Below are 13,479 nucleotides of genomic sequence, written 5' to 3' on the forward strand. Positions count from 1 at the left end.
CGGGAAGTCTTCGTTCCTTTTTAGTTAGATACGTTATCCGAAAGGGCAGGTGCAGCAGTTACCGAATCACGATAAATGATATTACCCTTCACGTGTACGCGGCCGAAGCTGCGACTCGGGTTATCAATCTTTTTGAGCATGGAATGAACCGCAGTGCGCGCCATCTGTTCCACATCGACTTCAACCGTAGTTAATTTGGGCTCGGAGAGTGTGGCATAGATATCATTATCGAACCCAACCACAGAGCATTGTGCAGGAACCTGAATACCCAGTGAAGTCAGTTTCTGAACGAGCAGATGGGCCACCTGATCACAGTTGCATACAAATGCCGTAGGCAGCTGCTCTGGCAGATCAATTTCAATAAACGTACCTCGCTCATCGCGGTCATTAAGCACAAGATCCGGATTCATCGGCAACCGATGTTCCAGCAATGATTTGTAATAACCGAGGAATCGGTCCTGAATGCTGCTAGTAGAATAGAGATTCCCCACATAAGCGATGCGGCGGTGTCCCTGCTGTACAAGAACGTTTGTCAGCTCATAAGCAGCGTAAAAGTTATCGGTAACGACAGAATCAATATCAGAATGCTCATCGTAGAAATCGAGAAACATTTTGGGTACCTCCATCGACTGGACCAGCTCGATATATTCCTTGCTGACTTGTCCAAGCACAATGAAACCATCCACTTTGTTGTCACTATAGAGCTTCGGTAGTATTAATTCCTCTTCGTCCTGAACATTCAGAATATGCAGAATACCGTAGTACCCCTGATCCTCCAGATGTTTGGTGATGCGCTGGAATACACGTACATAGAACGATTGTGTAGGTCCGGTAAAACGCTCCGGGATAATAACACCAATATTATGAGTTAAGCCTTCCTTCATCGAACGGGCTGCGGCGTTATACCGATAGCCCATCTGAACGGCAAGCACTTTAATTTTTTCCTTCAATTCGCCACTGACGCCATCTTTATCATTTAATGCTTTCGAGACCGTCACACTGCTAACTCCGAGCTTGTCGGCGATATCCCGCATGGTGATATTGTTCTTCAGCTTTGGTCGCCTCCTTCAAGCCGGTTTACGTACAATGTGCTGTCATTATGGTTAGCGCTTCCTTCAAACATAACAACAATCCATATTAGTATACATCGTTACCCACATGGAATAAAGAAATTCTGGTTAGCGCTGCGCTAATTTTTCAGCATGCCGCATTTTCGGTTGAAGGCTGATCTTCAGTTTTAAACCATTTGCTTTTGGAGAAGCTTCTCATTCCGCTCAATCAGGTCACCGCGCTGGCTGGCACAATCCAGGGAACGATAAGGATCAGATGGGGTATTGAAGTTGTAATCGACCAGTTTATCCAGCGTCGTTGTGGCCACATGACAGCGGGTATCGCTGGATGCGTAATAAATGAAAACTTCACCCTGTTCGTTGACCACCGCACCATTGCAGAAAATAACATTGGACACATCGCCTACGCGCTCGTCGTCATAAGGAGCAATGAAATGTCCGCCCGGCTTGGCGATGATGCGTGCCGGATCATTCAGATCCGTGGCGAACGTGTACAGCACATAACGAAGACCCGCTGCCGTGTTGCGAACCCCGTGGGCAATGTGAATCCAGCCGCGATCCGTTTTGAGCGGAGCAGGGCCCTGGCCATTTTTCACTTCGTATACGGTATGGTATTTGCGTTCATCGATAATTGTCTCTTCATCAATTACCGGATTCAGAATGTCATTGCACATTCCGAAGGCAATTCCGCCACCGCTGCCTGTGGAGATGAACCCGTCTTGCGGCCGTGTATAGAACGCATATTTACCATCAACAAATTCTGGATGTAATACAACATTTCGTTGTTGAGGCGAGTTGGTTGTGATGTTGGGTAGACGCTCCCAGCTGATCAGATCTCGTGTCCGCACAAGTCCAGCCTGGGCTACGGCACTGGATGTATCAAATGCCGGAGCTTCCGGGTCTTTGCGCTCTGAACAGTAGATACCATAGATCCAGCCATCTTCATGCTGAACCAATCGCATATCATACTGGTTGGTCTCGTCGGCATCGATATCTTCCCACACTAAGGGTTTGCCTGTGAAGCGAAATCCGTCGATACCGTTATCACTCTCAGCTAGGGCAAAGATGGATTTGCGGTCCAATCCCTCGGTTCGGATGACCATCACGTATTTGCCATTGAAATAGATGGCCCCCGGATTAAGCGTAGCGTTAATGCCCAGACGCTCCATGAAGTGGGGGTTCGTCGTTTCGTCCAGATCAAATCTCCAGTGCAGCGGTACATGATGTCGTGTGATTACTGGATAACGGTACCGATCATATACGCCGTTGTAGAATGAAGAATCAATTTCATTTTGACGCGTAAGCAGCTGCTCCTGTTGCTCCAATAATTCATTGTATTTGGGGTGTAACATCGTTATCCCATCCTCTCAATTAGTTCAATGCAGAATCGGCTATTGTGATACGGGCATTTCCACGGTCCGGCGATTTCGCTTTGATCCGGTGTGCCGTTTCCGTCTACCGACCAGTGCCATTCCCCGCCAGCACGGTGATCGATAATATGTTCCTTCGTATATGTCCACAAGCGTTCCACTCTCTCCAAAAACAAAGGATCACCTGTACGCTCATAGGCGTTGTAGAAGCCGACCATCGCCTCAGCCTGAACCCACCATATCCGTTTCTCATCCACACGGTCACCCTCTTGTTCATTCATCAGGGAGCCATCGGCCTGTACAGCCACATTGGAAATGTTATAGGCAATATCCGTAACCATCGCAGAATACTCCGGGTGTTGATCCAGACCCAGCACTTTCAACGTTTCGTCGATCAGCCAGCTGGCTTCAATGTCATGCCCGAATGAGCGTAGATCAATGATGGAGTCCCAATCCTTGTTGAAAAATACCCCGAGAAACTTCGTGTCCTTGTCATACACCCGTTCATATAAGATGCCGAGCAAGCGTTCCAGCGCCGTCTTCACCTGCTGATCTGGCCACACTCGGTAGAGCGTGGTATAGGCCTCCAACACGTGAATATGCGTATTCATCGTGTAATCCGCGATCACACCATTCTCGCTCAGCATTTCATTGGGCTGTTCATTCCAGAAGCGATCAAATTGTTCCTTGTATGCAGGTAATTCGGCATTCAGCCCTTGATCCTCTATCAGGGCAAAAAGCGTTTTCGCAAGTTCCAAAGCAGATGCATCCCCAGTGGCACGATAGTACTCACTCAGTGAGTAGACGCCGAAGGATTGCGTATATACATGCTTGCTCGTGTCCATTGGTTCTCCTTTGGCATTCACCATCCAGTACATGCCGCCATACTCCGTATCCATCACATGGTCCACAAGAAAACGGTAAGCATGTTCAGCGTGATCACGCCAGATTTCATTTCCGGTTACCCGGTAGGCTGCTGCAAAAGACCACAATTGTCGTGCCGTGGCGATTCCGCCCTTGGGAGCGAGTGGATCGACCTGAAGGTCATTACCGACCCAGCCGTAGAATCCGCCGTTGTTATGATCCTTGAGGGCAGACCAAAATGGTAGAATATGACCTTCCCAGTGTTCTTTTATTTCAGTTTTGGTGTCATTGGTGTTAGTCATAAGTGAGCGCTCCTTCAAAGTACAGGATTCAATTATATTTAAGTTAACGTTAACTTTATTGATTAATATTAGTGTCGGGAAAATACGTTGTCAACGAGTCCTGCAAGAAAAAGTCTGATTGAGTAATAAATAATTTAATTGACAGGTAAACGTTACCATAATAAAATTCATTTTGTAACCTTAACGATAACTTAAATTAACTTAGAAAAGGGGTAGAACCAAATGAGAAAAAACAAAGGCTGGATGCTTCTGCTTACCATGCTGCTCATCACTTCTCTGCTCGCCGCTTGCTCTTCCGGGGGTGGATCTCCACAGGCAGGAGAGGAAATCAGTACAGATCCTGCGGATATTAAGGGTGAAATTACCGTGCTCACACAGCGTACAGATATTGTTGATAGCGTATTCAAAGATTACGCCGCGGAGTTCAATAAGGAATACCCGGATGTCAAAGTAAACTTCCAGGCACTGGCCGATTATGAGGGACAAGTGAAGATTCGTATGAGTACCAAAGATTATGGTGACGTGCTGATGATCCCCACCAGTGTACCGATTGCCGACATTCCGGACTTTTTTGAACCACTAGGCACGTACGATGAGCTGAAAGAGAAGTACACAGGCATCGAAGAACGTATGGTGGACGGTCAGATATATGGAATTCCAACCGTTATCACGTTCTCTGGCATCATCTATAACAAGCAGGTGTTCAAGGACGCTGGCATTGCGGAAGTTCCCAAAACGCCTGAGCAATTCCAGGCTGCACTCCAACTGGTGAAAGACAATACGGACGCGATTCCACTGTACACCAACTATGCCTCCGGCTGGGCTTTGACACAATGGGAAGCAGATCTGCCGACGGTTGCAGGCAGTGTGGACTATGTAAACATTGACCAACCGAACACGGATGAAAACTTTGTGGCTGGCAAGCCGCACTATGAATTGTACAAAGTGCTTTACGACGCAGCCAAGAATGGCCTGATTGAGAAAGATCCGACCACAACCGACTGGGAAAGCTCCAAGGCTGATCTGGCGAATGGGAAAATTGCAACGATGGCGCTTGGATCTTGGGCGATTACCCAAATTCAAGGCTTGACGGATACACCGGATAATATCGGATTCTTGCCATTTCCTACGAATGCAAGCGATGTTGTCGTTCCACTCGCAGCAGACTATAACATCGGCATGAACGTGAATAGCGAGAACAAACCTGCTGCGAAAGCATGGATTGACTGGTTCCTGGCGAAATCAAACTATGCGGTTGAGCAAGGCGGAGGCATGAGCGCAGACAAAAATGCGGAATTGCCACCGATTTTGGATCAATACAAAGACGTTACATTCTCCACACTGACTCCTGCCAAAGAAGGACAGGAAGGTCTGGTTGACAAAATCGACAACGAAGGCGAGATTGGCCTCTGGCAGCCTGACTTCAAGAAACGCATTATTGAAGCTGCCATCGGTAATCGCAGCGAATCGTACGATGACATCATGAAGGATCTGAATGATAAATGGGTTAAAGCGCGGACAGAACTGGCGAAATAAGCAGATTGCGGGGATTCATCGATCTGTAAAGGCGCTACCTGTTGGCCGACCACCGCTGAAATACAGCGAGGCACCACGCCTTGGCTGAGGGGAGAGGGTCTCCCCTTTTCCTACGGCATTTTGCATCTGGAAGCAGCATATCGGATGTGAAATGCCACCTTCGGTGGTTGATTATCCAGCCGGATTTGTTCATTGGACGGGAGTCTTTCGATATAAAAGCGGCAGAACCGCTTGGAGGAGTGGAGAGCATGAAATACTTGAAGATTTCGAATTGGGGCTATTCAGCGCAACGCATATTTATCATCTGTGCCTTCTCGATCATTCCGCTGGCACTGCTGTTCACGTTTGCTTATTTGCCTGTCATTAATATGTTCAAATACAGCTTCACCGATTGGAACGGATACAGCAAAAGGTTCGACTATGTGGGGTTTGAGAACTACTCGCGGATATTCAGTGACCCTGAGTATTTTAAAGTGTTTATTGTCAGTTTGTATTATTTTGTGGCTACCTTCGTACAAATGGGTCTGGCCCTCTACTTTGCAACGATTCTTAGCTTCAAAATCCGCGGCAAAAACTTTTTCAAAGGCATATTGTTCTTCCCCTATCTGCTGAATGGCGTAGCCATCGGCTTTATCTTCCTCTTTTTCTTCAAACCGGATGGTACCCTCGATACACTCATGCAGGCTGTAGGGCTTGGACAATACACTCAGCTCTGGCTTGGGAATCCGAACATTATTAACGTGTCGCTCGCAGGCGCATCGGTATGGAGATACATGGGCTTTAACTTCATTATCTTCCTGGGTGCGATCTCTTCCATTCAAAAAGATGTCTATGAAGCGTCGGATATTGACGGAGCCAATCGCTGGCAGCAGTTCCGCCATATCATCCTGCCGAGTATCACACGCATCCTGCAGCTCAACCTGATTTTGGCGATTAGCGGCGCAATCAGTGCGTTCGATATTCCATACATTATGACCGATGGTTCCAACGGCAGTGAGACGTTTGTGATTCAGACCGTTCACTTGGCATTTAAGTACGGCAAGCTGGGCTTGGCATCGGCAATGGCTGTTGTGCTGCTGTTTATTGTCATTCTTGTTACGCTGGTTCAGCGTGTCACCATGAAAGGGGAGGAATGAACGTGCAGCCATTCAAATATACCCTTGCGAACATATTTAAATATGCTTCACTCATTCTCGCAGCGTTCATTGCGCTTGTACCCATCGTTGTGGTGTTATTTGCATCGCTCAAAACCAATGCAGAGTATGCGACCAGCAGTCCGCTGGCCCCGCCAGCCAACTGGCTTAACTTTGCGAACTATACCAAGGCTTTTGTGGACGGCAACATGCTGGTCGGTTTCAAAAATACGATTATCATCCTGATCATCTCCATCGTGGGTGCCACTTTAACGGGTTCCATGATCGCGTATGTGCTGGATCGTTTCAAATTCAAAGGCAAGAAAATTATGGTCGCCGCGTTTCTGCTCGCTACCCTCATTCCGAGTGTGACGACGCAGGTCGCCACATTCCAGATCATCAATGCGCTCGACCTGTTCAATACCAGATGGGCAGCCATTGTGATGTACCTTGGTACAGATATCATCGCGGTGTATATCTTCCTGCAATTCCTGGGTTCCATCTCGAATGCGCTGGATGAATCCGCCATGCTGGACGGCGCTTCCTACTTCACAATTTATTGGAGAATCATTCTGCCACTACTGAAACCGGCGATTGTAACGGTCATTATCGTGAAGGGTGTCAACATCTACAATGACTTTTACACACCATTCCTGTACATGCCCAAGACAAACTTACAGGTCATATCCACGGCTCTTTTCAAATTCAAGGGACCGTTCGGATCACAGTGGGAGGTCATCAGCGCAGGGATCATGATCGCCATCATTCCAACGATGATCATCTTCCTACTGCTACAGAAGTACATTTACAACGGCTTCGCACAAGGCTCCGTTAAATAAAAACGAAGGGAGAAATGAAACGATGACAGTTGTTGATACGAAAAACGTACACATTGTTGGGGATGCATTGCCGAATATGCCTTGGGAGGATAAACCGGAGGGAACAGAAGGCCCGGTATGGAGACACTCCGCCAACCCGATTGTGCCGCGTAACCCGGTCAAGGGAGTTGCCCGTATTTTCAACAGTGCGGTGATTCCTTATAAGGGGAAATTCATCGGAGTATTCCGCGCAGAAACCATTAATGGACGTCCACACCTGCACATGGGATCCAGTGAGGATGGCCTGAAGTGGAAAATTGAAGAACAACGAATTAATTTTGTGGACGAGAACGGCGATTCCTTTATGCCGAACTATGCATACGACCCACGTCTGGTGAAAGTGGAAGATACGTATTACATCATCTGGTGTACCGATTTCTACGGTGCAGCGCTGGGCTTGGCGAAGACGGAAGATTTCAAAACGTTTGTACGTCTCGAAAATCCGATGCTTCCGTTCAACCGCAATGGCGTGTTGTTTCCACGCAAAATCAATGATAACTATGTGATGTTGTCCAGACCAAGCGACAGCGGACATACGCCGTTCGGGGACATTTTTCTGAGCGAAAGTCCGGATCTCGTGTACTGGGGCAAGCACCGTCATGTCATGAGCAAAGGTGGTCAGGGCTGGTGGCAATCGGTCAAGATTGGCGGCGGTCCGGCACCGATTGAAACGTCCGAAGGCTGGCTGGTGTTCTACCACGGCGTAACCGGAACGTGCAATGGTTTTGTTTATAGTATGGGTGCGGTCATTCTGGATCTGGATGAGCCATCCAAAGTGAAATATCGTTCCTCCAACTTCGTACTGACCCCGGAAAAATGGTATGAGGAGCAAGGCTTTGTGGACAATGTCGTCTTCCCATGCGCCACATTGCATGATGCAGAGACAGGACGGATTGCCATCTATTATGGTGCAGCCGACACATACGTTGGAGTGGCTTATACCACTGTCGAAGAGATTGTGAAATACGTTATCGAGACCGACGAAGTCATTGCCGGAGACCGTGAGGAAGGCAAATTATAATTGAAGTGAAACAATTTTAAAAAAAGCTGATGGTACTGCAATCGTAGTGGGACGTGTTATACATTCGGTCATTCATTTTACATTAATTGAAAAAGGGGCATTGCGGAACAATGCATATGGAATACATCAAGGGATTTACATTTGGCTGGATGAGTGGCAGGGGAGACTTCCGCAGGCCGGAAGCGAAAGAATCCTTGCGTCTGATGGCTGAACGCACTGGTAGTTCGCATGTTATTTTTGCACTGGCGGCACATCAGGATCGTCCGCAGGCTGTAGAGGTCAAATATGAGGGTGAACATATGGTGGAAGACGATGAATTGGTGGATATGATACGTTATGCCCGCACACTGGGACTGCGGGTCATTCTGAAACCAACCGTCAATTGCACCGATGGCACATGGCGTGCACACATTAACTTTTTTGATATCGATGTGCCGTGTGAGCCAAAATGGCAGGACTGGTTCCACAGTTATACCGTGTATCAGAAGCATTATGCGGCCATTGCAGAGCGTGAGAAATGCGAGATGTTTATTGTGGGTTGTGAGATGGTGCAGTCTGAGCGTCGGAGCGAGGAATGGCGCGAGGTCATCGCGGGAGTGCGTGAAGTGTATTCGGGGCTAGTATCCTACAACACCGACAAGTATCAGGAAGGGCATGTGAATTGGTGGGATGCCGTGGACGTCATCTCGTCCAGTGGGTACTATCCCATCGGAGATTGGGAAGCGCAATTGGATCGGATTGAACAGGCCATTGCACCTTATGGTAAACCCTTTTTCTTCGCAGAAGCGGGCTGCCCTAGCCGCAGTGGATCGGCACAGGTGCCGAACGACTGGGGATTGAAAGGTGAAGTGAATGCGGAAGAGCAGGAGCAGTTCTATGAAGCCATGTTCCGTCATGCAAGTAAGCGGGAGTGGGTACGCGGCTTTGGTCTGTGGGACTGGAGCGCCCATCTGCATCAGGAGCAAGATGCCTTGAGTGATGATGGATACGGAGTTTATGGTAAACCAGCCGAGAAGGTCATTCGTCGGTTCTATGAAGGCATTGCATTGGAAGCTTAGTCTGTCTTGGAGTTGAGTTATCCCATCTACTTGAATAGCGTTTATATATGGACAAAGATACTGCTGTGCTTATGCACGCAGTATCTTTTTTGGTTAAGTTTAATTTCTTTCTATTAAATGTAAATAGTCTCGAATATAAATTGTTAGAAGAATATATCGTTTGATTTAGTGATAACATTATATGAAAATCCTTCAAGAACGAGTTGTTTTTTTACCCCAATTTCCGTCCAAGCTGCTCAATTTTCTCCAGCCATTTCTTTCTCTGTTCCTCGGACTGTTTGCCCACCAGATCTACAGGTGTTATGCGTACAGGTTTGATGCCTGTCAGAGCAAAGGTGGAGATCTTCATCATTTTGTGTGCAGGTTCACCCTGGAACCATTTGTAGTACCAGTTCGGACCATCCATGGTGGTGATCATGCGTGCGGAGCGACCTTTGAGCAGTTGATCCGGGAAAAGTTTACCTTTGTGATACTTGAAGGCATAGCCTGGCATGAAGATGCGGTCGATGAATCCTTTGAACAAAGCTGGTGGTCCTCCCCACCAAATCGGAAACACCCATACGAGATGCTCTGCCCACTTAATGGCCTCTTGGGCTTCCAGCAAGTCCGGTTCGAGCGGCAGTTTATTACGATAGCCTCCCTCTAAATTCATGTTGAACTCTAGTTCGTTCAGGGTGATCATGCGAACCTCGGCACCTGCCTGCACAGCGCCTTTACGATAAGCTTCGGCGATTGCGCCATTGTAACTTGGGGAGACGGGGTTGCCTTGAATAATTAATATTTTCTTCATAATGATGACACGTCCTGACTATTTTAGTTAATGAACACTAACCTCATGTGCAAAAAGAAAAGGTCACGAATGACCTGGTAAATATTCAGGAACCTCCTGAAAGTCAGTTGAAGCCGGCGCTTCTAATTTAAAAGAATGTTTTTACACAGGAGCACTGTGCGATCAGATGCATCTCTTGATCGCCGACAGACCGGAACGATCTTCGCAAAGCTATTCCGCCCGCTTCTGCCCCATATCATTTGCCCCCTGGCCCAACATCGACACAAGACGATGAACGGTCTCCCCGGTGTATGGAACAAGCAGCTCCGGCAGTTCACCCTGCATACTAGATACGGCCATGCGTGTAATGGCACCAATGACCAAAACGGCAGTTAGCCGAGAATCCTGAGCGGGCAGTTCACCTCGCATAATCCCCTGATCGATTAGATCAATCAACGCATCCAGCGGCTGGCGGTAATCTTCACTGCTTCCAGCTTCAATGAAAATCTCGTGATTTTGTGAAATTAACAGCAGTCCGTAGGGATCTTCATCATGCAGGTGGAGAACTTCGGTAATCAGTTGCTGGAAGCGTTCCAGCACCGGGCCCTCCTGGCGAACATACCCGTCAATGAGGGCGGTATAGTCCGCGCAATATTGGGTGAAGGCCTCAAGGGCAACGGCATCTTTGTTTTTAAAATGTTTGTAGATCGCCGCATCCGTTACTCCGGCGGCGTCACCGATCTCTTTGACGGAAATGCCGTCAACGCCTTTGGTTGCAAACAAGCGCATTGCCGCTTGTAGGATGTCTTTCTTTTTGCTGTCGACATGAGGTTTGTTCTTCATGATTGTATAGTAAGTTATTACTAACTAAATTGCAACTACCATTTCAGAATCTCTTATTTAACGCTAGGAAAAGTGCTTTCGCTCAAAGCTTGCAGGCTTATGAACGGCAACGTATGATGGATAGAAATAATAACGGATAGACGGGCAAAGGAGCTTGGACAGAAGTGGGGCTGCAAAGCAAACATCAGCGGCACCAGCTCCAAGCCTGGGGAATGAAATGGAAGGTGAATGGCGTGAATGAAGACGTGCAGGCGCATCGCTGGGTGACTCCCGAAGGGACGTTGAATGAACAATATATAACAAGCCGGAAACGGCTCTACAAAGGCATGAATGGCAAGTATGTGGAGCGTTTCACTGTTCATACCGGGGAAAGTTATATTTTCAAACCGCTTACCAATCCTGCGCAATATGGGCGAGAACAGTGGATGTCCAGGCATGTGCTGTCTGTATTGCCCCCTATCTATCCAGCACTAATTGCTGCATCAGACCATGAAATTGACGCGGAACAGAGCTGGATCATCTATGAGGATCTGGGCGAACTGGTGCATGATTCGCGGGAAGAGATGATGCTGGCTGCTGCTGTACATATGGCGGAGTGGCACACATTATCTGTTGCTGATTGGAGTGAGCTTCCCCGGGTGGGTCAGAAACCGCCAATTCGGGATATACTGGATGATCTGCTTGGGCAAAAGGAATCCACCGCTGATTTGTTGTCCAAGCTGGAGATCTCGCTGTCACCATCGGATTGGCACAACATCGCCGCGCTAATCCATACGGCAGAGGAGGAGTTACCTCGTGTCTTGTGTCACGGAGATCTGCATCCCGGCAACATGGCGGATGTGAATGGCAGGCTGGTGATTATCGATTGGGAGCATGCACATCTGAATACGGCTCTCTGGGACGTGTATCATCTGGTGGATCTATCGCATCCGCTGTTCCCGAGAACCGTTACGCCTGAGCTGCGGGAGCGGATTATCGATGTTTATCTGGACGGGTTGGAGCGCCATAGCGTTCAGGTTGACCAGGTTTCTTTTAAAAGGTGGTACAGTGCGTATGCCATTGTATTCTCGCTCTGGATGCTGCGTCTGATTGATGGGGATCTAAGAAGTGCAGACTGTGTATGGCCGGAGGAACAGCTGCGGAACCAGTGGCACGAGACGGCAATGACGCTGAAACAGTGTATGAAGCAGTGTTGTAGGGAATAGAAATGAGGGGTGCAGAACATGCGTAAAGTAGGACTCGTAATGCGTAAAATTCAATTCACGGAGGCACAGGGCCCGCGCGTATTTGCGGATCGTCTGAAGCAGATTGGGCTGGAGCTGGGCGTGGAGATTGTGTTCATCTCGCCGGAGCGCCATGTTAGCGGGTATGACTGGTTGCCGGGTTATGAGCATGAGAAAGGCGACCTGGTGAACTATGATATCGTACTGGACCAGATATACAGCCAAAATATTGAGCATGTCATCTACACCGTATCCGGGTTTACGTTCTTGAAGATGTTTTTACCGAAGAGTGTGTTGTTCCCGCACAGCTTTCCCGACCCGGCGCTGACGGGTTATGAGATGATGAAGCCATTTTATACGATGGTGGATAAAGCAATTGTGCAGACGGAGTTTTTGAAAACAGAACTGGGCCGGAATTTCGGTGTACATGACGTGAACGTCATCCCGATCGGCTTCAACGAAGAGCTGGCGCATCGCCACTACGACCCGAGTCAGGTTGTGCATAATCGTGTGCTCTGGATCGGTCGGGATGAAGCGAATCGTCGCCCGGATCTGGTGCTGGAATATGCCCGGCAGAACCCGGACAAGGAAGTATACATGGTGTTCGGCGGTCGCCGCTATGAGGAAAGCATGAAGAAATACAACATTCCGGACAACGTAAAATTGCAATTCGCGCTGACACAGGATGAAGTATTTACCCTAATGAACTCGTCCAAGGTGTATTGGAGCTGTTCGGCCTTTGATACGTTTGCGATGCCGCTGACCGAAGCCATGGCGATGGGCAAAATGGTTGTGAAGCCGGAGCATGCCTGCTATGGACACATCCGTTCCACGCATGCCTTTGCAGGCAATGAGGATAACTGGTTTGAACTGGTGAACATGGCTGCTGCCGCGCCGCGCAGTGTGTCGGAAGACAACCGTGAGTATGCCTTTGGTGCTTTTTCGCGCACGATCATGAAAGAGGGATACCGGGAGTTCTTTGCCAACTGGTTGAAGTAATGAGAGGTCTGTAGCGAAGGCTCTAACCATTCAGCAAGAAGGAGGAGAACCTTATGGAAGTACTCATCCTGTGGACGCTTGGCATGTGGGCTGTGCAGCTGCTGATCGAATGGCTTATCTATCGGTTGCAGGGACGTCGAATGACCGGTGTTCAATATATACTGCCATGTGTGGCCTTGCTCGGCGGAGCCGTTGTGATCATGATTAGCATTGAGATTGGCGGGTGGAACGGTATCGGTTATGCCTTGCTTGGTGCATCGCTGGGTGCAGCGGGAATGTTGACACTAATTACGGTGGCGATTACGGATGTAGTGTTTCGGCGTCGGAGACGGAATTAATCGGAGGGTTAGCTGCTGTACAGTAAGAGTGAATTGGTCGATAGGGCGGTTGCAGGAATGCATTCGTCTGTGATA

13 protein-coding genes are annotated in these 13,479 nt (G+C 48.4%); 8 read left to right on the top strand and 5 right to left on the bottom strand.

The genetic code is table 11. From position 1 onward, the window contains the following. Window positions 1-20: 20 nt before the first annotated feature. The 3 genes from CRO25_RS14250 to CRO25_RS14260 form a co-directional block, all read right to left on the bottom strand. Window positions 21-1,034 (bottom strand): LacI family DNA-binding transcriptional regulator, encoded by a 1,014-nt coding sequence (locus CRO25_RS14250; protein WP_072733779.1) that lies wholly within the window; start codon window positions 1,032-1,034, stop codon window positions 21-23. Window positions 1,035-1,237: 203 nt separating this feature from the next. Continuing rightward, window positions 1,238-2,422, bottom strand: a complete 1,185-nt coding sequence (locus CRO25_RS14255) for a glycosidase (RefSeq protein ID WP_079695444.1) — start codon at window positions 2,420-2,422, stop codon at window positions 1,238-1,240. A gap of 2 nt (window positions 2,423-2,424) precedes the next feature. After that, the gene (locus CRO25_RS14260) at window positions 2,425-3,606 is read right to left on the bottom strand and encodes an AGE family epimerase/isomerase (RefSeq protein WP_079695445.1); all 1,182 of its coding nucleotides are present in this window, start codon (window positions 3,604-3,606) and stop codon (window positions 2,425-2,427) included. A 222-nt stretch (window positions 3,607-3,828) separates the two neighbouring features. Here CRO25_RS14260 and CRO25_RS14265 point away from each other — a divergent pair, with 222 nt between their 5' ends. The 5 genes from CRO25_RS14265 (at window position 3,829) to CRO25_RS14285 (ending at window position 9,232) form a co-directional block, all read left to right on the top strand. After that, window positions 3,829-5,142, top strand: coding sequence for an ABC transporter substrate-binding protein (locus tag CRO25_RS14265; protein WP_079695446.1), 1,314 nt, complete (start codon window positions 3,829-3,831; stop codon window positions 5,140-5,142). A gap of 248 nt (window positions 5,143-5,390) precedes the next feature. Beyond that, complete coding sequence (locus tag CRO25_RS14270; protein ID WP_072733955.1) at window positions 5,391-6,278, top strand: carbohydrate ABC transporter permease; 888 nt, start codon at window positions 5,391-5,393, stop codon at window positions 6,276-6,278. Then, window positions 6,275-7,114 (top strand): carbohydrate ABC transporter permease, encoded by an 840-nt coding sequence (locus CRO25_RS14275; RefSeq protein WP_079695447.1) that lies wholly within the window; start codon window positions 6,275-6,277, stop codon window positions 7,112-7,114. The genes CRO25_RS14270 and CRO25_RS14275 overlap by 4 nt, the downstream gene beginning before the upstream one ends. 22 nt (window positions 7,115-7,136) lie before the next feature. Then, window positions 7,137-8,174 carry a glycoside hydrolase family 130 protein gene (locus CRO25_RS14280; RefSeq protein ID WP_079695448.1) on the top strand — a complete coding sequence of 346 codons (1,038 nt, stop codon included), beginning with the start codon at window positions 7,137-7,139 and terminating at the stop codon, window positions 8,172-8,174. A gap of 116 nt (window positions 8,175-8,290) precedes the next feature. Beyond that, on the top strand, window positions 8,291-9,232 hold the full coding sequence (locus tag CRO25_RS14285) for a 1,4-beta-xylanase (RefSeq protein WP_079695687.1): 942 nt from the start codon (window positions 8,291-8,293) through the stop codon (window positions 9,230-9,232). Between the two features lie 211 nt (window positions 9,233-9,443). On the opposite strand, the gene CRO25_RS14290 is transcribed toward CRO25_RS14285, so the two are convergent. Both CRO25_RS14290 and CRO25_RS14295 read right to left on the bottom strand, forming a co-directional pair. Continuing rightward, a complete protein-coding gene (locus tag CRO25_RS14290) occupies window positions 9,444-10,025 on the bottom strand; it encodes an NAD(P)H-dependent oxidoreductase (RefSeq protein WP_079695449.1) in 582 nt (193 codons plus the stop codon). A 207-nt stretch (window positions 10,026-10,232) separates the two neighbouring features. Beyond that, window positions 10,233-10,844, bottom strand: coding sequence for a TetR/AcrR family transcriptional regulator (locus CRO25_RS14295; RefSeq protein ID WP_072733774.1), 612 nt, complete (start codon window positions 10,842-10,844; stop codon window positions 10,233-10,235). 164 nt (window positions 10,845-11,008) lie between these two features. Here CRO25_RS14295 and CRO25_RS14300 point away from each other — a divergent pair, with 164 nt between their 5' ends. The 3 genes from CRO25_RS14300 to CRO25_RS14310 are packed head-to-tail and all read left to right on the top strand — an operon-like array spanning window position 11,009 to window position 13,404. Then, window positions 11,009-12,049 (top strand): phosphotransferase family protein, encoded by a 1,041-nt coding sequence (locus CRO25_RS14300; protein WP_079695451.1) that lies wholly within the window; start codon window positions 11,009-11,011, stop codon window positions 12,047-12,049. 18 nt (window positions 12,050-12,067) lie between these two features. Beyond that, window positions 12,068-13,066, top strand: coding sequence for a glycosyltransferase (locus CRO25_RS14305; RefSeq protein WP_079695452.1), 999 nt, complete (start codon window positions 12,068-12,070; stop codon window positions 13,064-13,066). A gap of 53 nt (window positions 13,067-13,119) precedes the next feature. Next, entirely contained in the window at window positions 13,120-13,404 is a 285-nt protein-coding gene (locus CRO25_RS14310) for a hypothetical protein (protein WP_063567583.1), read from the top strand. Window positions 13,405-13,479: the final 75 nt, after the last annotated feature.

Source organism: Paenibacillus sp. RU5M, from assembly GCF_900221055.1.
Classification (GTDB): Bacteria; Bacillota; Bacilli; order Paenibacillales; family Paenibacillaceae; genus Paenibacillus; species Paenibacillus marchantiae.